The organism is Mycobacterium bourgelatii (genome assembly GCF_010723575.1).
Lineage (GTDB): Bacteria > Actinomycetota > Actinomycetes > Mycobacteriales > Mycobacteriaceae > Mycobacterium > Mycobacterium bourgelatii.
Genome location: NZ_BLKZ01000001.1, coordinates 5,152,019 through 5,171,732, shown reverse-complemented (window position 1 = coordinate 5,171,732; position 19,714 = coordinate 5,152,019). Strand labels below are relative to the sequence as shown.

Sequence of the window (19,714 nt, the reverse complement as noted above, 5' to 3'; positions counted from 1 at the left end):
CTGCGCCGAGACCCGTAAGGCGGTACGTCGATGTACGGCACGATGCAGGATTTCCCCCTGACAATCACCGCGATCATGCGCCACGGATGCGGCGTTCACGGAGCACGTCAAGTCATCACCGACACCGGTGACGGATACCGCTACAGCACCTACCGCGAGGTGGGTCAGCAGGCCGCGCAGCTGGCAAACGCGTTGCGCGGTCTCGGCATAACGGGCGACCAGCGAGTCGGCACGTTCATGTGGAACAACACCGAGCACCTCACGGTGTATCTCGCCGTTCCTTCCATGGGGGCGGTCTTGCACACGCTCAACATCCGGCTCTTCCCGGAGCAGATCGCCTACGTCGCCAACGAGGCCGAGGACCAGGTGATCCTGGTGGACCTGTCGCTGTGCAAACTGCTCGCGCCGGTGCTGCCCGAACTAGAGACCGTGCACACCCTGATCGCGGTGGGCGAGGGCGACGATTCGGCGGTGGAGGCGCTGCAGGGGTCCGGCAAGACGGTGCTGCGCTACGCCGAGGTGATCGATGGCCAGCCCACCGACTTCGATTGGCCGGATATCGACGAGAAGTCGGCCGCCGCCATGTGCTACACCAGCGGCACCACCGGCAATCCCAAAGGTGTTGTCTACAGCCACCGTTCGAGCTATTTGCACACCATGGCGGCGTGTACCGCCAACGGCGTCGGGGTTGGCAACAGCGACCGAGTACTGCCCGTCGTGCCGATGTTTCACGCAAACGCGTGGGGGCTGCCGTATGCGGCGTTGATGGCGGGGGCGGACCTGGTGCTTCCCGATCGGCACCTGGACGCCAAGTCGATCATTCAGATGGTGGAGACGCTGCGGCCGACGGTGGCCGGTGCGGTGCCGACCATCTGGAACGACGTGTTGCATCAGCTGGAAAGGGACCCCGGCCACGACATGTCGTCGTTGCGCATGGTCGTCTGCGGCGGTTCGGCCGTCCCGGTGTCGCTGATGCAAGCCTTCGAGGAAAAGCACTCCGTGCAGATTCGGCAGTTGTGGGGCATGACGGAAACCTCCCCGCTGGCGACCATGGCCTGGCCGCCGCCCGGGACCCCGGACGACCAGCACTGGGCATTCCGCGGGACGCAGGGTCAGCCGGTCTGCGGCGTGGAGGTCCGCATCGTCGACGACGACGGCAAGGTGCTGCCCAATGACGGCGAGGCCGTGGGTGAGCTGGAGGTTCGCGGACCCTGGATCACCGGCTCGTACTACCGCGGATACGACGCGTCCAAGTTCGACTCGGGCTGGTTGCGCACCGGCGACGTCGGCCGCATCGACGAATACGGCTTCGTCACCTTGACCGACCGGTCCAAAGACGTCATCAAGTCCGGTGGGGAATGGATCTCCTCGGTCGACTTGGAGAACAACCTGATCGCACATCCCGACGTGGTCGAGGCCGCAGTGGTCGGGGTTCCCGACGAGCGCTGGCAGGAGCGCCCCCTGGCCGTCGTCGTGCCGCGGGAAGGCGCCACGATCAGTGCCGGCGAACTGCGAAAGTTCCTCACGGACAGGGTAGTTCGGTGGTGGTTGCCCGAACGGTGGGCATTCACCGACAAGATCCCGCGCACCAGCGTCGGCAAATACGACAAGAAGACCATCCGGTCTCACTACGCCGACGGTGGCTACGACGTCATCGAGGCGCACTAACCACCCGCGAGCCACCCGCGAGCAGACGCAAACTCGTACGGTTTCGGCCCGCAACGTACAAGTTTGTGTCTGCTCGCGAGTACTCGCGAGTAAAAAGGTGACCATGAGTCTGCGAGTCGTGCAATGGGCAACCGGGTCGGTCGGCGTGGCCGCAATCAAGGGGGTACTGGAGCATCCCGAACTCGAACTCGTCGGCTGTTGGGTGCATTCCGAGGCCAAGAACGGCAAAGACGTCGGCGAGATCGCCGGCACGCCGCCGCTGGGCGTAACCGCGACCAACAGCATCGACGACATCCTGGGCCTAGACGCCGACGCGGTCATCTATGCGCCGCTGATGCCCAGCGTCGACGAGGTCGCCGCGCTGCTGCGTTCCGGGAAGAACGTCGTCACCCCGCTCGGGTGGTTCTACCCGAGCGAGAAAGAGGCCGCACCACTGGAAATTGCCGCCCAGGCCGGCAACACGACGCTGCACGGTGCCGGCATCGGCCCAGGGGCGGCCACCGAACTGTTTCCCCTGCTGCTGTCGGTGATGTCGACGGGAGTGACTTTCGTTCGCGCCGAGGAGTTTTCAGATCTCAGGACCTACGGAGCGCCGGATGTGCTGCGCTACGTCATGGGCTTCGGCGGCACCCCCGACAGCGCATTGACGGGGCCGATGCAGAAATTGCTCAACGGCGGCTTCATCCAGTCCGTTCGGCTCTGCGTCGACCAATTGGGCTTCGCCGCCGAGCCCGAGATCCGGCCGCTGCAAGAAGTGGCCGTCGCGACCGCGCCGATCGACTCGCCGATCGGGGTGATCGAACCCGGTCAGGTCGCCGGGCGCCGCTTCCACTGGCAGGCGCTGGTCGGGGACACGGTGGTCGTCGAGATCACCGTCAACTGGTTGATGGGGGAGGAAAACCTCGACCCCCCTTGGTCTTTCGGTCCGGCTGGGGAGCGGTACGAGATCGAGGTGCGCGGAAACCCGAGCACCTCCGTCACCATCAAGGGCTGGCAGCCCGAAAGCGTGCAAGAAGGGCTGGAGAGCAATCCCGGCATCGTCGCCACGGCTGCGCACTGCGTCAACGCCGTCCCGGCAACCTGCGCGGCGCCGGCGGGTATTCAGAGCTTCTTCGATCTGCCGCTCATCACCGGCCGGGCCGCCCCACACTTGAGCCGCTGACGGCAACCCGCTGGACGGTTACAGTCTGGTAATGCCTAGCTCTGTCGTCGTCGCACAGTCGCGAGCAATACCCGTCACCGTCGAGGATGCATTTCGCCGCACACTGGCCATACCGCTGCCGGTGATCTGCTCGAACTGGTATGGGCCGATCCCGCCGATCAAGGACGTTCTTGAGCAGACGGGTGACTGGGATGCCGCGGGCCAGACCCGGCTCATCACCATGGTGGGTGGCGGCAGCCTGCGGGAGGAACTGACCAGTGTCGACCCCCCGCGGTCGTTCGGCTACCGGCTCTCCGACATCAAAGGACCCATGGCGGCGCTGATCGGCTCCGTCGACGGCAAATGGAGCTTCGCGCCCGCCGGCACCGGAACCGGGGTGACTTGGCAATGGACCATCTACCCGAAGTCAGCGGTGGCCGCCCTACTGCTGCCCGGGTTCGGGAAGATCTGGAAAGGCTACGCGCGCGGAGTCCTCGAGAACCTTTCCGCCCAACTCGTGGACTGAGCCCTTCGGTACCGTCGGGACCATGTGTCGACTTTTTGGCCTGCACGCCGGGACGAACGTGGTCACGGCCACGTTTTGGCTGTTGGACGCCCCCGACAGCCTCGCCGAGCAAAGCAGGCGAAATCCCGACGGCACGGGTCTGGGGGTTTTCGACGAACACGGCCGACCGCAGCTGCACAAAGAGCCCATCGCGGCGTGGCAGGACATGGACTTTGCCGCCGAAGCCCATCACCTCACCGGCACAACGTTTGTCGCTCACGTGCGGTACGCGACGACCGGGTCGCTCGACGTCCACAACACCCATCCGTTCTTGCAGGACGGGCGAATCTTCGCGCACAACGGCGTAGTCGAAGGTCTGGACACCATCGACGAACGGCTGCGTGCAGTCGGTGCCTCGGATCTCGTTCTGGGCCAAACCGATTCCGAACGAATCTTCGCGTTGATCACCGCCTCGATCCGCGCTCACGGAGGTGACGAGACGGCAGGTCTGGTCGACGCGATGACCTGGGTGGCGGCAAACGTCCCCGTTTACGCGGCCAACATCGTGCTGAGCACCGCCACCGACATGTGGGCGCTGCGCTATCCGGAACCCAACAAGCTCTACGTGCTGGATCGTCGCCTGGGCGGCGCGCCCGATTTCGATCTGCGGTCGCAGCGCATCCGCGCGTGGTGTGAGCATTTGAGCGATCGGCCGTCGGTGATATTCGCGACCGAACCCATGGACGACGACCCCCGCTGGAGCCTGATCGCTCCGGGCGAGTTGGTGCACGTCGACTCGTCGCTGCGGATGACCCGGACCTTGGTGTTGCCTGACCCACCGCGGCATCAGCTGCGCAAAACCGATCTCAGCGAGCCCGTGCTGCACGCCCAGCACACGTCGGTGCGATGAGCCTGCGAGCGCTGGTGCTGGCCGGTGGTGGTCTTGCCGGAATCGCTTGGGAGACAGGGGTGTTGTGCGGTATCGCCGACGAGTCGCCGGCGACCGCGCGGTTGCTGCTGGAGTCGGATGTGGTGGTCGGCACATCGGCCGGCTCGGCCGTAGGCGCCCAGATCGGCAGCGGGCGCCCGCTGGAGGAGCTGTTCGCCAGGCAGGTCGCCGAGACGTCGGCCGAGATCGACCCGGGTGTCGACATCGACAAGATCACCGAACTGTTCCTGGCCGCGCTTTCCGGGCCGAACGAGGGCGGCCTTGCGGGTCGGCTGGCCAAAATCGGCCAGGTGGCCTTGGCGACCGAGACCGTTCCCGAATCCGTGCGGCGCGAAGTGATCGCGCAGCGCCTGCCGTCGTACGAGTGGCCCGACCGCGTGCTGCGACTCACCGCGATCGACACCGCGACGGGAGAATTGGTCGTCTTTGACCAGAACTCTGGGGTTGAGTTGGTCGACGCGGTGGCGGCCAGTTGCGCCGTGCCTGGGGCGTGGCCACCGGTGACCATCGGGGACCGGCGCTACATGGACGGCGGCGTGCGTAGTTCGGTCAACCTGAGCGTGGCCGACGATTGCGACGTGGCGGTGGTCCTGGTGCCGTCCGGCGTGGACGCACCCTCGCCCTTCGGGCCCGGGCCGGCCGGTGAGATCGCGGCGTTCGACGGCACGGCGTACGCCATCTTCGCCGACGACGACGCGTTGGCGGCGTTCGGGCGGAATCCGCTGGATCCGCGCTGTCGGGTGCCGTCAGCGATGGCCGGGCGCGCCCAGGGCCGCCGAGAAGCGGCGGCCGTGGCACAGGTGTTGGGTGTCTGACGGCTGGTAGCTCAAGCCTCGATGGCGGGTATGACGGGAGAGTCGGGACCGTCCGACACACAGTCGGACAACGTGTCCAGGGCGCGGGTAGCCAGCTCGCGACCGATTTCGATCACCTCCGCCGCGCGATGGAACTCCAGGCTTCGACAGGTCGAGCGCGGCACCTCGATCAGCAGGTCGGCGGGGTAGGCCGCCAGCGTGTGACGTGCCAGGGCGCTTTGCGCGATATCGATGGTGCGGTTCATCACCTCGAAGCTGCCCAACTTGGGCAGCCCGGGCTCCTCGGGGCCCGTCGCGGCGGAGGCCTCGTCGACAATCTCGTCGCCGTCGTCGGTGTCTTCCGACCCGTTCAGCGTTTCGGTGGTCGCGCCGAAGCGACTCAACACCGCCCTTGCCGCGGGCCGGTCCAAGAGCGACCGTGCGGCGTTGGCGTCGAACAGGGCAGAGGTGCTGCGGACCATGCGGGTCAGCCACTCGGCGGTGGCGCCCTGCTCCACTTCGCGACTTCCGGGCGTCTCACTGCCGCCGAGGCTCACCGCGATGGTCAGGTCGGCGCTGACGCCGGCGATGGGCGCCATGGGCAGGGGTTCCAGGATGCCGCCGTCGGCGAGCAGGCGTCCGTCCGTTTCGTGCGGGGCGATCACTCCCGGTATCGCGATGGACGCTCGGATGGCGTCGTCCAGCGGACCACGCTGGAACCACACCGACTTGCCCGTCAGCAGGTCCGTCGCCACTGCGGTGTACGGGATGGGCAGCTCCTCGATGGTCACCGGTCCCACGATGTCGCGCACGGCGTCCAGGATCTTCTCCGCGCGCAGCACGCCCGCCGCGGTGATGGTGGGGTCGAGCAGTCGCAGGATGGTGCGCTGGGTCAGGGACGTCGCCCAATCGGCCAGCTCGTCCAGTCGGCCAGCCGCCTGAACGCCGCCGACGACCGCGCCCATCGACGAGCCGGCGATGCCCACGATTTCGTAGCCGCGCTCCTGGAGGACCTGAATCACCCCGATGTGGGCGTAGCCGCGGGCGCCGCCGCTGCCTAACGCCAGCGCGACGCGATTACCGGATGATCCGCGGCCGCGCGGCGGTGTAGGTCCAGACACCACTTCATTCTGCGCGGGTAGTCGACCTTCCGCCGATTCGGTCGACAGTTTTGTGCACCCCTGATCGCAATTGCGCGGCGGCTATCCGCATCCGTTGTCGGCGGCGGCTTCGGCAGCCACGATCACCGCTGCCTGTCGTGCCGGGCTGAGGTTGGCCCAGGGGATGTTCCAGGTCCCCGCAACTCCGGACTCGGAGGCCTGAACCATGGCCAGGTACGGCTCGATCATTGACTGCCCAGTGCCCGCTTGCGTTTCCATCCACACCTTCGCGGCATGGCAGGCCTGGAAATACTCTTCCTCGGTCGACTCGGCTGGTGCGTCGACCTTGGTCGTGACCCCGCCCGGGGAGATCCCGATGGCGCCCGGCGGTGGCGAACTGGTGGATGTCGACGGCCGGGGGGATGAGTGCGTCGGCTTGTCGCCGCCGTCGCTGTGCGAACAGGCCGCCACGGCCGTCAGACCCGCCGCCACAACCAGCAGCGCCCAGCGCGGAGGGCGGCCAGGCAACCAATGCACGGTCCTAATCTATGCAACACTTCTTGGCGTGATGGAGTGCTCCGGCTTTTGGGAGTGTTGTCGGCCCTGACGCCGCCGCTTGCCCTAACCGTTTCATCCTCCGGAGCTCTTCATGGCTATGCCGTTTGCCCCTCCCTATGCCTCCCCAGCGTCGGGACCCACGCGGTTGCGCGTGCCCGATCTGCTGCTCGCGACCGATCAAGCCGCCGACGATGTGCTCAGCGGGCGGTGCGACCACCTGCTGCCGCGGGACGGCCTGCCGGAATACAAGCGCTGGTTCACCCGCATCCACGGCGACGACGAGTTGGACATCTGGCTGATCAGCTGGGTGCCGGGTAAGGCCACCGAGTTGCACGATCATGGCGGGTCGCTCGGGGCGCTGACGGTGCTGTCCGGGTCGCTCACCGAATACCGCTGGGATGGCCGGCGATTGCGGCGGCGCCGCCTCGATGCGGGCGACCAGGCCGGTTTTCCGCTGGGCTGGGTGCATGACGTGGTGTGGGCGCCCCGGCCGATCGAGGAGTCGGTGGCCACCCGCAAGCCCGCACGAACCGTCCAACCGACCCTGAGCGTGCACGCCTACTCGCCGCCGCTGACCGTCATGTCGTACTACGAGGTCACCGGGCGGAACACGTTGCGCCGCCAGCGCACCGAGTTGACCGACCAGCCCGAAGGGCCCTGATGAGCCGGATCGACCAGGTGCTGGAGGCTGCGCGGAGCCGATACCAACGGTTGCCCGCAGACCAGGTGCCCGAGGCGCTGCGGCGTGGCGCGGTGCTGGTGGACATCCGGCCGCAGGCCCAGCGCGCGGCCGAGGGCGAGGTGCCCGGCGCGTTGGTCATCGAACGCAACGTGCTGGAATGGCGCTGCGACCCCACCAGCGACGCGCGGCTGCCGCAGGCCGTCGGCGACGACGTCGAGTGGGTGATCCTGTGTTCGGAGGGCTACACCTCCAGCCTGGCCGCCGCGGCGCTGTTGGACCTGGGCCTGCATCGCGCGACCGACGTGGTCGGTGGCTATCACGCTCTGGTGGCCGCGGGCGTGCTTGCTGAGTTGAGCTAGGCCCGACCACCAGCCCGCCGGCTTTGTCAAGCCCTGGCTCTGTGCACCATCAACGTTCTATTGACCGCTGTCCTGGTCGCCCGCTGGTCCGAGCGGCTTCGCGTTGGCCTGCAGCAACGGCCGCAGCCGCTCCGTTTTCTCAGGCGTCCAGCCCGGCGGGGACAGCACCGCCGCCCAGCCGTCGGCGACATTCGCGACGTACCGGTGGCCATGTCCGTCCGGCACGTCGACGGCCACCGCCATGTCGGCAGATACCTGCAAGAAGGTCACGACGGGAATCCAGTACGTCTCGGGCAGCACGTCATAGCCGCGCGGTTCCTTCAGCCATTCGGGTTCCTTGAACAGCAGGTTCGGTGTCCACCAGGCGATCGGGTCGGAGGCGTGCTGCAGGTACACGACCCGGGGTCGGTGCCATTCGGCGTCGGGCCGGTCCAGATTTTCCGGACGCGCGACGAACCGGACATTGCGTCCGTCGTCATAGATGGGCAGCCATTGCGGTGAGCCGGGATCGCGGTTGCTGGTGAGCTGGGTCCAGATCGTGTTGTTGAAGGTCGGCCCGCTGAACAAGGCGCCGTCGGTGCGGGCCAAGACGTTGTTGAGGCTCATGAACGGGGCCTCGGCGCCGAAAGACCCCAGGCTCTCGCCGAACACCACGAGCTTCGGGCGTTTGAATTCGGGCATCTGCCGAATCAGCTTGTCGACCGCCTCGAACAACGCCTGGCCGGCATGCCGCGCGTTCTCCTTGTCGACCAGGAACGACAACCAGCTGGGCAGGAACGAGTACTGCATGCTGACGATGGCGGTGTTGCCGTTGTACATGTACTCCAGCGCCGAGGCTTCGGCCTCGTTGATCCACCCGGTTCCGGTGGTGGTGGCCACCGCGACGATCGCGCGTTGTAGACCGCCGGCGCGCTGCAGTTCGCGCGCGGCAAGCTCGGCGGCCGCGTCGATCCCGTGCGCGGAGTTCAACCCCGCGTAGGCCCGGATGGGTTCGGTGGCTGGGGTCCCGTTGAAGTCGGAGAGTTGTTTGCGCGACGGTCCGGCCCCGACGAAGATCCGACCCTGGTGGCCCAACGACTCCCAGGACACCAATGATCCTGGGCCGCCCGATCGCCTCGCCGTCCTCGGCGGCGCGTGGTCCGGATCCATCTCACTGTTGACCGATTCGAACGTGTTGTTCATGGACCGCATCGCGAATTTGAGCACCACACCGTTGAGCAGCGTGATGGTCAGTGCTACCAGCGTCGCCACCACGATGGCCGCCGACACGCGGAAGGGTGCGATTCGGTCCACCTGTGCCACCAGGAAAGCGACCACCAGACGGATGAACTGGCCGACTTCCACGAGCGTGAAAAGCACGACGAGCGAAAGGATTCCGGTGAGCGGGTAGTCGTACCACTTCAGGTGCTCGACGCCCATCATGTCGCGCACCCGGTCTTGCCAGACGTGGAATTGGATGCCCATGAAGACCAGGCCGATCGCGCCGACGGCGACCAGGGGCAGCCACACCCACCGCGGGGGCGGCGGAGTGGTGTTCTTTGAACGCAACCAGCGGATCAGCCAGACGACGAAGACGCCGATGGCGTAGCCGATGGCGCCGGAGCAGCCGCTGACCACGCCCTGGAAAAGCGGGCCCCGAGGCAGCAGCGACGGCGTGAGGGACAGCCAGATGAAGACGAGACCGACGGCGGTCCCGGTGAAGGTGTAATGCCTTATCCAGAAGGCTTTGCGGACGGCCTCGTTGGCATCCGAGGCGACCTCGGCAACCGGGGATTCCTCAGCGTCGGCGACAGGCTCCTTGGTGGTCGCGGAGCCTTTCTCGGTCATCGGTAGGTGAAGTTCGGGGGACGTTTTTCGATGAACGCAGCCATGCCTTCGGACTGATCAGCCGTGGCGAACGTCGAATGGAAAAGCCGTCTCTCGTAGAGCAACCCTTCGGTGAGGGTCGATTCGAAGGCGCGGTTGACGGCCTCTTTCGCCATGCGGGAGGCCGAGCGCGACATCTGCGAAATGGTGGTGGCGACGCCCTTGGCCTCGGACAGTAAGTCTTCGGCGGGCACCACCCGCGAGACGAGGCCGCTGCGTTCGGCTTCCGCGGCGTCGATGGTGCGTCCCGTCAAGATCAGGTCCATGGCCTTGGCCTTGCCGATGGCGCGGGTCAGACGCTGGGAGCCACCCATGCCGGGCAGCACGCCGAGTTTGATCTCCGGTTGGCCGAATTTCGCGGTGTCGGCGGCGATCAGCAGGTCGCACATCATCGCCAGCTCGCAGCCACCGCCCAGGGCGTATCCGGCCACCGCGGCGATCGTCGGGGTGCGTACGGCGGCGAGTTTGGCCCAGGGCGCGAAGAAGTCTGCTTCGAACGCGTCGGCGAACGACAGTTCGGCCATTTCCTTGATGTCGGCGCCGGCGGCGAACGCCTTCTCCGACCCGGTGATGATGATCGCGCCGATCCCGGGATCGTTGTCCAATTCGGTTGCCGCAGTGGTGACTTCGTCCATCACCTGGCTGTTGAGCGCGTTGAGTGCCTTCGGTCGGTTCAGCGTGATGATGCCGACCCGCTCCTCGCGCTCGACCAGAATTGTCTCGTAAGTGTTGTCGGCCATGGGGGCTCCCTAATCGTTTAGTAGGGGTTGGTTACTGGTCGTGTAGGCCAGGGCCATTCCTGTGTGGTCTGCCGTTGGGTGATGCCTGGGAGCTCCCGGCGTATGACGCCTTATGAGAGAGCGGCGCGCCTGACGGCAGATCATGGCTTTCGGTGGTGGGATGCCGTTGCTCGAGCCCGCCACAGGGTCGACCTCCCGGCTAACGATCCCGAGCTTCGAGCTCTTCGAAAGAACGAGGCCCTGTGGTGTGCTGGAGTCACGGACGGCTAGTGAGATGACGGACCTTCGAGTCCTGCGATTAGGGCGCCGCGTGACCCCATCAAGGCTCGTGACCGGTTGAGTGATCGAAGGAGCGGTAATTTGGAACTTTTTTGCGGAATCGACTGGGCCACATCGCATCACGATGTCGCCGTGGTAGACGCCGACGGTCGCGTGGTGGCCCGCGGGAGGGTCGATAACGACGCGGCGGCTTTGCACAGTTGTTGACCCTGTTGGCCGAGGTCGGCGACAGCGCCGAGCATCCGATCCCGGTGGGGATCGAAACCGACCGCGGGCTGTGGGTAGGCGCGTTGCGCGAAACCGGCCGGGCGATATATCCGATCAATCCGTTGGCGGCCTCGCGGTATCGGGCGCGGTATGCACTCTCGGGCGCCAAATCCGATGCCACCGACGCAGTGCTGTTGGCCAACATCATCCGCACCGACCCCGACGCCCACCGCCGGCTGCCCCTCGACACCGAGCTGACCCAGGCTATCCGGGTACTGGCGCGCGCCCAGCAGGACGCCGTGTGGGCACGTCAGCAGATCGGCAACCAGATCCGCGATCTGCTCAAAGACTTCTACCCGGCCGCGCTGGCGGCCTTCGCAGACCTGCCCAGCGGAGGGCTGGCCCGCGCCGACGCGCGCACCATCCTGGCGGCCGCGCCAACCCCCACGCAGGCTGCAAAACTGACCCCGGCGCGGCTGCGCCGGTTGCTGGTCAAAGCCGCCGCCGCCGTGACCTCGACCGTGACGTCGAGCGGCTGCGCAGCGTGTTCACCGACACCTACCTGCACCAACCACCCATGGTGGAAAACGCGATGGGCATCCAGCTGGCCGCGCTGCTGCGCCAGTTCGAGGCCGCGAGCGCGGCCGGCGATGACCTGGCCGAGGCGGCGATCGCCCATTTTGAACAGCACCCGGACGCCGCGATCATCACCAGCTTCCTGGCCTGGGGAATCTGACTGGCGCCCGGGTGCTCGCCGAGATCGGCGACGACCGCGCCCGCTTCGCTGATGCCCGCGGGTTGAAAGCCTTCGCTGGATCGGCCCCTATCACCCGCGCCAGCGGAAAGAAAACCGTTGTGACACATCGGCATATCAAAAACCGGCGCCTGGCCGCGGTCGGCTCGATCTGGGCGTTGGCATCGTTGCGCGGTTCCCCGGGTGCCCGTCGCCACTTCGATGCCCGCCGCGCCGCAGGAGACTGGAACCGCCAAGCCCAACGACACCTGTTCAACAAGTTCCTCGGCCAACTCCACCACTGCCTGCAAACTGGCCAACGGTACAACGAACATCAGGCGTTTCCACCCCCTCTCACACTCGCGGCTTGACTTCTAACTTCGTGAGATGTCTCTCTAGAACGTCAGGTCGTCATCGACCGGTTTGAAGTAGTCCGCGACGTCGGCGACGGTGACGTCGGCGAGTGATGCCGGCGACCATTTCGGATTGCGGTCCTTGTCGACCAGTTGGGCGCGAATCCCCTCGACGAAGTCGTGCGAGCGCAGCGATGCCGATGACACCCGATAGTCCTGTACCAGAACATCTTCCAGCGTTTCCAGCTTGGCCGCGCGACGCACGGCCTCGAGCGTCACCGACAACGCGATGGGGGAACGGGTCGCGATCAGGTCGGCGGCGTCGTTGGCCGCCTTGGCGCTGTGATTCTTCAGCGCGGTGATGATGTCCTGCACGGTGTCTTGCGAATAGCACTCGTCAATCCATTCGCGTTGTGCCGCAAGCTCACTCGGTGGTGGTTCGATGGCGTGGCGGGCCAGCGCGGTTTCCACGCCGACGGCGGCAATCGAGGCCTTGAACGCGTCCAGATCGCTGTGCGGCACGTAGTGGTCGGCGAATCCCAGGGCGATGGCGTCGGCGCCGTTGAACGGCGCACCGGTCAAGGCCGCGTGCAGGCCCAGCTTGCCGGGGGCCCGGGACAGTAGGTACGTCCCGCCGACGTCGGGGATGAACCCGATGCCGACCTCGGGCATGGCGACCTTGGCGGTGTCGGTCACCACCCGGGTGTTGGCGTGTGCGCTGATGCCGACGCCGCCGCCCATCACGATGCCGTCCATCAGCGCCACATACGGCTTGGCGAACCGACCGACCTGGGCATCGAGCAGGTACTCGTCGCGCCAGAACCGTCGCGCTTCGACGCCGTCCTTGCGGGCGCTGTGGTAGAGCGCGACCACGTCGCCGCCGGCGCACAACCCGCGCTCCCCGGCGCCCGAGACCACGACCGCGCGCACCGCGTCGTCGCGCTCCCAACGGATGAGCACGGTGCTGAGCAGGTCCACCATGTTCTGGTTCAGCGAGTTGATCGCCTTGGGGCGATTGAGGGTCACAAAGCCGACGTCGCCGTCGACTCGGGTGAGCACCTCGTCGGACTCCCCAGTAATCCCGGCTTCAGTCACGCCCTAGCTCCCCTCGACGGATTCCGCCTTTACCTGCGCATGAGTTTGACCAGCAATCTAGATCGTTACTCGCTCCGCGATGTCCGCGGGGCTAGGGTTGATCGAGAACGGACCATGAGGCTGGGAACCTGGACGAGCCACTGACCGTTGTGCAATTGTTCGCACATCTCTAAGCGATGGCCATAAGAGAGGATCCGACGGTGCGGGAGACAAGCAACCCGGTATTTCGCTCGCTGCCCAAGCAGCAGGGCGGCTATGCGCAATTCGGCGCAGGCACGGCACAGATGCAGCCGGGCTACCCGGCGGCGGGCTACGCGCCTTACCAGGAGGGTCGTGCTCGCGTATCACGGCCGATGACCATTGACGATGTCGTCACCAAGACCGGCATCACATTGGCTGTACTGACGGCTACCGCCGTCATTTCGTATGTCCTGACGCGGTTGAACCCGGCACTCGGGTACCCGCTCGCCCTGATCGGCGGTCTTGGCGGGTTCGCGCTGGTCATGGTCGCAATTTTCGCGCGCAAGCAGGACAACCCGGCGATCGTGCTTACCTACGCCGCGCTCGAGGGGTTGCTGCTGGGCGCCTTCTCGTTTGTCCTGGCCAATTTCTCGGTGGGTTCGGCCAATGCCGGCGCCCTGATCGGGGAGGCCATCCTGGGCACTCTGGGCGTGTTCTTCGGCATGCTCGTCGTCTACAAGACGGGCGCCATCCGCGTCACACCCAGGTTTACTCGCATGCTTACCGCCGCGCTGATCGGCGTGGTCGTGCTGATGCTCGGCAACTGGTTGCTCGCGATGTTCCACTTCGGCAATGGTGAGGGGCTGGGCCTGCGTAGTGCGGGACTGATCGGCATCATCTTCTCGCTGGTCTGCATCGCGATCGCTGCCTTCAGCTTCCTGATCGACTTCGACGCGGCCGACCAGATGATCCGCGCAGGTGCGCCGGACAAGGCAGCCTGGGGCGTCGCCCTGGGTCTGACCGTGACGCTGGTCTGGCTGTACATGGAGATCCTGCGCCTGTTGAGTTATCTGCAGAACGATTAACTTGCTCCACGAAAAAGCCGGCACCCCGGGGTGCCGGCTTTTTCGTGTTGACGCTGGGTGTGGGCGCCACTCGACCCTCAACCCGCGTTGATGCTGCGCTGTTGGCGGTGTTCTCTCGAACTTTGCCGCCAAATCTGCAGTCTCAACTCGGCGGGTGGGGCGCATCGCGTTGAGTCTGCGCTTTTGGCGGTGGTTACTCGCACTTCTCCGCCCTACGCGCAGTCTCAACGCAAGAAGAAGCTAGCTCAGGCGCTCGAACACCATCGCCATGCCCTGGCCGCCACCCACACACATGGTCTCGAGACCAAACGTCTTGTCGTGGGTCTGCAGATTGTTGATCAGCGTGGTGGCGATGCGGGCCCCGGTCATGCCGAACGGGTGACCAAGGGCGATCGCCCCGCCCGAGACATTCAGCTTGTCCTCGTCAATGCCCAGCTCGCGGGCCGAGCCGAGCACCTGCACCGCGAACGCCTCGTTGATCTCGAAGAGGTCGATGTCGTTGACCGAGAGGCCGGCGTTGGCCAGCGCCTTCTTGGTGGCCTCGATCGGCCCCAACCCCATGATTTCGGGCGACAGGCCGCTGACGCCGGTGGACACGATGCGGGCCAGCGGCGTCAGGCCGAGCTCCTTGGCCTTGGTGTCGCTGGTGATCACCAACGCGGCCGCGCCGTCGTTGAGCGGGCACGCGTTGCCGGCGGTCACCGTTCCGTTGGGCCGAAACACCGGCTTGAGGTCCCTGATCTTGTCGTAAGTGGTGCCCGGCCGCGGGCCGTCATCGGTGCTGACGACGGTCCCGTCCGGCAACGTGACCGGGGTGATCTCGCGATCGAAGAACCCGTTCTTGATGGCCTCCTCGGCCCGGTTCTGGCTGCGCACGCCCCAGTGGTCCTGGTCTTCACGGCTGATGCCGGTCAACAGGGCGACGTTCTCAGCGGTCTGCCCCATCGCGATGTAGATGTCGGGAAGGTTGCCGTCGGCGCGCGGGTCATGCCATTCCTCGGCACCCGCGGCCGCGTTGGTCGTGCGCTCCTGCGCCTCGTCGAACAGGGGGTTCTTGGTCTCGGGCCACGAGTCGGCCGTGCCCTTGCCGAAGCGGGACACCGTCTCCACGCCCGCGGAGATAAACGCGTCGCCCTCACCGGCCTTGATGGCGTGGAAGGCCATCCGGCTGGTCTGCAGGGACGAGGAGCAGTAGCGGTTGACCGTGGTGCCAGGCAGGAAGTCGTAGCCCAACTCCACCGCCACAACGCGGGCCAGGTTGAACCCGGACTCGCCACCTGGCTGCCCACAACCCAACATGAGGTCGTCGATGTGGTGCGGGTTCAGCGCGGGCACCTTGTCGAGCGCGGCGCGAACCATCTGGACCGCCAGGTCGTCGGGACGCATATTGACCAGCGACCCTTTCATGGCCCGGCCAATCGGCGACCGGACAGCGGAAACGATGACGGCTTCTGGCATGACGGCTCCTCGCGTGCAAGCAGGCCGTAGACCGCGGCCCGACCATGACTAGACGAGATAAATCTAGTCGCTACCCGCTAGTGGGAGCAGCGACGGGTGTGGGCATCGCCGGCGCATGGTCGGGTGCGGGCCGCCGCCACAGGCGGGACATGACACTGCGTCGCGTGTGCTCGCTGGTGAGGGTGGGTGCGGTGGGCCGGGCCGGCAACTCCGGCATTGGCGTACCACGCTTTTCGGCCAACTCCACCCGAAGCGCGGGCAGCAGGTGTTCGGCGGCGAGGGCGTATCCGAGCGCCGACGGGTGGTAGCGATCGCGACAGAACATCGCATCCGGCATCGCCCGAAACTTCGGAGCCAGCAGTTGCGCCAGCGGGACCGCCGCACCGTCGGCCGACTTGACGGCACTGGCCTGAGCGCGCGCAAGTTGCAGGGAACGCTGGTGGGCCACCGAGCGCAGTGGCTGCGGGATGGCGGGGATCATCCCGAAATCCGGACACGTGCCGACGACGACCACGGCGTCCCGGGCGCGCAGCTTGCGCACGCAAGTGGCCAGCCGTCGCGCCGACGGCCCGATGGAGTTCAGTGCCGTCACGTCGTTGGCGCCCACCAGGATGACCGCCGCGTCCGGGGGCGGGCCGGCCACGAACATCGCATCGACCTGACCGCACAGGCCTCTCGACGTCGCGCCGACGATCGCCTTGGTGCTCAGTCGGACGCGCGTTCCGGTCTCGTCGGCGATGCCGCGGGCGAGCAGCACACCCGGCACTTCGTCGGCGCTGGCGCAGCCGTATCCCGTCGCCGTCGAGTCGCCGAACATCATTATGTGTAGGTCGAACGGAACCCCCCGGCGCCACCGCTGGGCGGGCTCGCCGCCGGGGCCGTAGACACCGTCGGCCCGGGGTGGGGTGCCCCATGCTTTCGGGATCACCGTGCGCACGTGTGTGGCCTGGCCCACTAGCAGGTTGCGTGCGCCCAGATAGGCAGTCCCCGTCGAGGCGAGTGCGCCCGCAGTGGCCAGCGCGACGGTCGAACGACGCGGCGCATGTATGTCCACGCGAAAAAGTTTAGGACGGTTGTGCCGATTTCGTGGGTAGCTGACGAAGAAACCCGTTACGGTGTGAAACAAAGTTGGTATCGAAACAGACTCATCGAATGTTGGAAGCGAAAAGGACTGTCAAGCTAAGTTCGCGAGGTTGGCTGGGGGCTTCGGAGAGCAGGTAAGCCGGAACGCCCGACCTCTTCGCCGCATGCTGTATCCGACTACAACGGCGTAGGAAGTGTTGGGCATGACTGCACCCAAAAAGGTATCCGGCTCACCTAGAGAAGCCATTCGCCCGCGCGACGTGCTGAAGGCACGTAGACTCGAAACACGCAGGTTTGCCATCAGCGACGGCGCCCCTGTTGAGGTCGTCGAATCTGGTCCAGGCATTGCTGCGCGCTTAGCTGCGTTGGCGTCGCGATTGACCATCCGGCCCGTTCTGGCGGCTGGCAGCTACGTTCCCCAACTGCCTTGGCCATGGGGGCTCATCGACCATGCGGCGCGCGTGTTCTTGCCGGCATCCAGCACCGTCCGAGCCACGGTGAAGTTGCCTAACGCGTCGGCGCAGCTGGTTCGCGCCAAGGGCGTGCTGCCCGCGGACGGCACCCGGCGGGTGGTTCTCTACTTGCACGGCGGCGCGTTCCTGACCTGTGGAGCAAACTCGCACGGTCGGCTGGTCGAGTTGCTGTCGATGTTTGCTGACGCGCCCGTTCTCGTGGTGAATTATCGGCTGATGCCCAAGCACTCGATCGGGATGGCGTTGGAAGACTGCCACGACGGCTACCGCTGGCTGCGGCTGCTGGGGTACCAGCCGGAGCAGATTGTGCTCGCGGGCGACTCCGCCGGCGGCTATCTAGCGCTCACGCTCGCGCAGCGCCTTTTGGACGAAAACGAGGAGCCGGCGGCGTTGGTAGCGATCTCGCCACTGCTGCAGCTAGCAAAGGAAGAAAAGCAGGCGCATCCCAACATCAAGACCGACGCGATGTTCCCCTCGCGGGCCTTCGACGCCCTCGGTGTTTTGGTTGCTAGCGCTGCCGCCAAGAACCAGGTGGACGGCAAACCGGAAGAGGTTTACGAGCCGTTGGATCACATCCGCGCCGGGCTGCCGCGAACCCTGATCCACGTGTCCGGCTCGGAGGTACTGCTGCACGACGCGCAGCTTGCCGCGGGCAAATTGGCGGCCGCCGGTGTGCCCGCCGAGGTCCGCGTTTGGCCGGGACAGGTTCACGACTTCCAGGTCGTCGGGCCGCTGTTGCCCGAGGCGGTCCGATCGTTGCGGCAAATCGGTGAGTACATCCGCGAAGCCACGGACTAGAGCCACCGACTAACTACGGCCCTCGCCGGTGTGCCCAGCTGCGCGCCGGCCGAAATCGCCTGAGACGATAAGCGCATGCGGATTGCGCAGCACATCAGTGACCTCATCGGCGGCACGCCACTGGTTCGGCTGAACTCAGTCGTCCCCGACGGTTGCGGCATCGTGGCCGCAAAGGTCGAATACCTCAATCCCGGTGGTAGCTCCAAGGACCGCATCGCGGCGAAGATGATCGACGCCGCCGAGGCCAGCGGGTTGCTGAAGCCGGGCGGCACGATCGTCGAACCGACGTCCGGCAATACCGGTGTCGGGCTGGCGCTGGTCGCCCAGCGACGGGGCTACAAATGCGTGTTCGTTTGCCCGGACAAGGTGAGCGAGGACAAGCGGAATGTGTTGCTCGCCTACGGCGCCGAGGTCGTCGTATGCCCGACGGCAGTTCCGCCGGAGGACCCGGACAGCTACTACAGCGTTTCCGACCGTCTGGTCCGGGAAATCGAGGGCGCCTGGAAACCCGACCAGTACGCGAACCCGGAAGGTCCGGCCAGTCACTACGCGACTACGGGTCCCGAAATTTGGGCCGACACCGACGGCAAGATCACCCACTTCGTGGCGGGCATCGGCACCGGGGGCACGATCACCGGGGCGGGCCGCTACCTCAAGGAGGTGTCTGCCAACCGCCCAGAAGGACCGGTGCGCATCATCGGCGCTGACCCGGAGGGCTCGGTGTATTCGGGTGGCACGGGTCGCCCCTATCTGGTCGAGGGCGTCGGAGAGGACTTCTGGCCGGCGGCCTACGACCCGACGGTGCCCGACGAGATCATCGCGGTGTCCGACGCCGACTCGTTCGACATGACCAGGCGGCTGGCCCGCGAGGAAGCGATGCTGGTCGGCGGGTCATGTGGGATGGCGGTGGTAGCGGCGCTAAAGGTCGCCGAACAAGCCGGGCCCGACGCCCTGGTGGTCGTCCTGTTGCCGGACGGCGGCCGCGGCTATATGTCCAAGATCTTCAACGACGCCTGGATGTCCTCGTACGGATTCCTGCGCACGCGTCTGGACGGCTCGGCCGATGAGTCGACGGTCGGAGATGTGTTGCGCCGCAAGTCGGGGGCGCTGCCGGACCTGGTGCACACCCATCCGTCGGAGACGGTGCGCGACGCCATCGGGATTCTCCGTGAGTACGGGGTCTCGCAGATGCCGGTCGTCGGGGCCGAGCCGCCGGTGATGGCCGGCGAGGTGGCCGGCAGCGTCTCGGAGCGCGAACTGCTCTCGGCGGTGTTCGAGGGTCGGGCCAACCTGGCCGACGCGGTCTCCCAGCACATGAGCCCGCCGTTGCCGTTGATCGGGGCCGGCGAGTTGGTGAGCGCGGCTGGTAAAGCATTGCGGGATTGGGACGCGCTGATGGTCGTCGAGGAGGGCAAGCCGGTAGGTGTGATCACCCGCTACGACCTGCTGGGCTTTTTGTCCGAAGGGCAGCGCCGGCGTTAGCCGAGGCGGTCTTTCCGGGGAGACTAGCGGGTGCCGGTGCGCCAGCACCCGAACCGAAGTTTGCTGCACAGGCGGCGTGAGTCTCCGCGCTTGGCACGAATAGGCCGGTAAAAGAGATTCTCAGGCTGAGACAACTTCTCGTCGTTCAGAGGCTGTTTTCGCAGGTAATTGGCTTACGCTGATACTTCTTGCGGGGCCTTCCATTTCGTCTCGTCTCAACTTTTCTCTGGCTAAAGACAACGGAATCTCGCCATTGAATACTCGGTGGACAGGTAGCTGGCAGCACGTCGAAAACACATGCCTTACCAGCTCCGGGGTCACGCCGCCGAACCGGCGGTGCCCACC

17 protein-coding genes and 1 pseudogene are annotated in these 19,714 nt (G+C 66.1%); 11 read left to right on the top strand and 7 right to left on the bottom strand.

Translation table 11 applies throughout. The annotated features are described in order from the left end of the window. Window positions 1-30 precede the first annotated feature (30 nt). The 5 genes from G6N68_RS21995 (at window position 31) to G6N68_RS21975 (ending at window position 5,078) form a co-directional block, all read left to right on the top strand. Entirely contained in the window at window positions 31-1,668 is a 1,638-nt protein-coding gene (locus tag G6N68_RS21995) for a long-chain fatty acid--CoA ligase (protein WP_163716903.1), read from the top strand. A gap of 97 nt (window positions 1,669-1,765) precedes the next feature. Then, the gene (locus tag G6N68_RS21990) at window positions 1,766-2,830 is read left to right on the top strand and encodes an NAD(P)H-dependent amine dehydrogenase family protein (RefSeq protein WP_163716899.1); all 1,065 of its coding nucleotides are present in this window, start codon (window positions 1,766-1,768) and stop codon (window positions 2,828-2,830) included. 31 nt (window positions 2,831-2,861) lie between these two features. After that, window positions 2,862-3,335, top strand: a complete 474-nt coding sequence (locus tag G6N68_RS21985) for an SRPBCC family protein (protein ID WP_163716896.1) — start codon at window positions 2,862-2,864, stop codon at window positions 3,333-3,335. Window positions 3,336-3,357: 22 nt separating this feature from the next. Beyond that, the gene (locus tag G6N68_RS21980; protein WP_163716893.1) at window positions 3,358-4,224 is read left to right on the top strand and encodes a class II glutamine amidotransferase; all 867 of its coding nucleotides are present in this window, start codon (window positions 3,358-3,360) and stop codon (window positions 4,222-4,224) included. Then, window positions 4,221-5,078, top strand: coding sequence for a patatin-like phospholipase family protein (locus G6N68_RS21975; RefSeq protein WP_163716890.1), 858 nt, complete (start codon window positions 4,221-4,223; stop codon window positions 5,076-5,078). Before G6N68_RS21980 ends, G6N68_RS21975 begins: the two co-directional genes overlap by 4 nt. Window positions 5,079-5,089: 11 nt before the next feature. Here the strand turns inward: G6N68_RS21975 and G6N68_RS21970 are convergent, their stop codons facing one another. Both G6N68_RS21970 and G6N68_RS21965 read right to left on the bottom strand, forming a co-directional pair. Beyond that, entirely contained in the window at window positions 5,090-6,178 is a 1,089-nt protein-coding gene (locus tag G6N68_RS21970; protein ID WP_163716887.1) for a patatin family protein, read from the bottom strand. 81 nt (window positions 6,179-6,259) lie between these two features. Continuing rightward, a complete protein-coding gene (locus tag G6N68_RS21965) occupies window positions 6,260-6,694 on the bottom strand; it encodes a lipoprotein LpqV (RefSeq protein ID WP_240355557.1) in 435 nt (144 codons plus the stop codon). Window positions 6,695-6,806: 112 nt separating this feature from the next. Between G6N68_RS21965 and G6N68_RS21960 the strand changes: the two genes are divergently transcribed. Further along, on the top strand, window positions 6,807-7,376 hold the full coding sequence (locus G6N68_RS21960; protein ID WP_163716884.1) for a cysteine dioxygenase: 570 nt from the start codon (window positions 6,807-6,809) through the stop codon (window positions 7,374-7,376). Further along, window positions 7,376-7,756 carry a rhodanese-like domain-containing protein gene (locus G6N68_RS21955; protein WP_163716881.1) on the top strand — a complete coding sequence of 127 codons (381 nt, stop codon included), beginning with the start codon at window positions 7,376-7,378 and terminating at the stop codon, window positions 7,754-7,756. Before G6N68_RS21960 ends, G6N68_RS21955 begins: the two co-directional genes overlap by 1 nt. Window positions 7,757-7,813: 57 nt before the next feature. Here G6N68_RS21955 and G6N68_RS21950 read toward each other — a convergent pair whose 3' ends face one another. Together G6N68_RS21950 and G6N68_RS21945 are read right to left on the bottom strand one after the other, a co-directional pair. Next, window positions 7,814-9,583: an alpha/beta hydrolase gene (locus G6N68_RS21950; RefSeq protein WP_163716878.1), complete on the bottom strand. Its 1,770-nt coding sequence runs from the start codon at window positions 9,581-9,583 to the stop codon at window positions 7,814-7,816. After that, window positions 9,580-10,362 (bottom strand): enoyl-CoA hydratase, encoded by a 783-nt coding sequence (locus G6N68_RS21945; protein WP_163716875.1) that lies wholly within the window; start codon window positions 10,360-10,362, stop codon window positions 9,580-9,582. Before G6N68_RS21945 ends, G6N68_RS21950 begins: the two co-directional genes overlap by 4 nt. 360 nt (window positions 10,363-10,722) lie before the next feature. Between G6N68_RS21945 and G6N68_RS21940 the strand changes: the two are divergent. Further along, a pseudogene (locus tag G6N68_RS21940) lies at window positions 10,723-11,952 on the top strand (IS110 family RNA-guided transposase). Window positions 11,953-11,976: 24 nt separating this feature from the next. Here G6N68_RS21940 and G6N68_RS21935 read toward each other — a convergent pair. Further along, window positions 11,977-13,014: an enoyl-CoA hydratase/isomerase family protein gene (locus tag G6N68_RS21935; RefSeq protein ID WP_163718858.1), complete on the bottom strand. Its 1,038-nt coding sequence runs from the start codon at window positions 13,012-13,014 to the stop codon at window positions 11,977-11,979. A gap of 215 nt (window positions 13,015-13,229) precedes the next feature. Between G6N68_RS21935 and G6N68_RS21930 the strand changes: the two genes are divergently transcribed. After that, window positions 13,230-14,075 carry a Bax inhibitor-1/YccA family protein gene (locus G6N68_RS21930; protein WP_163716872.1) on the top strand — a complete coding sequence of 282 codons (846 nt, stop codon included), beginning with the start codon at window positions 13,230-13,232 and terminating at the stop codon, window positions 14,073-14,075. 240 nt (window positions 14,076-14,315) lie between these two features. Here the strand turns inward: G6N68_RS21930 and G6N68_RS21925 are convergent, their stop codons facing one another. Both G6N68_RS21925 and G6N68_RS21920 read right to left on the bottom strand, forming a co-directional pair. Further along, the gene (locus tag G6N68_RS21925; RefSeq protein ID WP_163716871.1) at window positions 14,316-15,533 is read right to left on the bottom strand and encodes an acetyl-CoA C-acetyltransferase; all 1,218 of its coding nucleotides are present in this window, start codon (window positions 15,531-15,533) and stop codon (window positions 14,316-14,318) included. Between the two features lie 70 nt (window positions 15,534-15,603). After that, window positions 15,604-16,587 (bottom strand): SGNH/GDSL hydrolase family protein, encoded by a 984-nt coding sequence (locus tag G6N68_RS21920; RefSeq protein ID WP_163716868.1) that lies wholly within the window; start codon window positions 16,585-16,587, stop codon window positions 15,604-15,606. Window positions 16,588-16,819: 232 nt separating this feature from the next. Here G6N68_RS21920 and G6N68_RS21915 point away from each other — a divergent pair, with 232 nt between their 5' ends. Then, window positions 16,820-17,887, top strand: a complete 1,068-nt coding sequence (locus G6N68_RS21915; RefSeq protein ID WP_163716865.1) for an alpha/beta hydrolase — start codon at window positions 16,820-16,822, stop codon at window positions 17,885-17,887. 75 nt (window positions 17,888-17,962) lie between these two features. Then, complete coding sequence (locus G6N68_RS21910; RefSeq protein WP_163716862.1) at window positions 17,963-19,369, top strand: cystathionine beta-synthase; 1,407 nt, start codon at window positions 17,963-17,965, stop codon at window positions 19,367-19,369. The last annotated feature ends 345 nt before the right edge of the window (window positions 19,370-19,714 follow it).

Coding starts and splice junctions, on each gene's coding strand:
- G6N68_RS21995 (WP_163716903.1), top strand. CDS start 31: ATGTACGGCACGATGCAGGATTTCCCCCTGACAATCACCGCGATCATG.
- G6N68_RS21985 (WP_163716896.1), top strand. CDS start 2,862: ATGCCTAGCTCTGTCGTCGTCGCACAGTCGCGAGCAATACCCGTCACC.
- G6N68_RS21980 (WP_163716893.1), top strand. CDS start 3,358: ATGTGTCGACTTTTTGGCCTGCACGCCGGGACGAACGTGGTCACGGCC.
- G6N68_RS21975 (WP_163716890.1), top strand. CDS start 4,221: ATGAGCCTGCGAGCGCTGGTGCTGGCCGGTGGTGGTCTTGCCGGAATC.
- G6N68_RS21960 (WP_163716884.1), top strand. CDS start 6,807: ATGGCTATGCCGTTTGCCCCTCCCTATGCCTCCCCAGCGTCGGGACCC.
- G6N68_RS21955 (WP_163716881.1), top strand. CDS start 7,376: ATGAGCCGGATCGACCAGGTGCTGGAGGCTGCGCGGAGCCGATACCAA.
- G6N68_RS21950 (WP_163716878.1), bottom strand. CDS start 9,583: ATGACCGAGAAAGGCTCCGCGACCACCAAGGAGCCTGTCGCCGACGCT.
- G6N68_RS21945 (WP_163716875.1), bottom strand. CDS start 10,362: ATGGCCGACAACACTTACGAGACAATTCTGGTCGAGCGCGAGGAGCGG.
- G6N68_RS21925 (WP_163716871.1), bottom strand. CDS start 15,533: ATGCCAGAAGCCGTCATCGTTTCCGCTGTCCGGTCGCCGATTGGCCGG.
- G6N68_RS21915 (WP_163716865.1), top strand. CDS start 16,820: ATGACTGCACCCAAAAAGGTATCCGGCTCACCTAGAGAAGCCATTCGC.
- G6N68_RS21910 (WP_163716862.1), top strand. CDS start 17,963: ATGCGGATTGCGCAGCACATCAGTGACCTCATCGGCGGCACGCCACTG.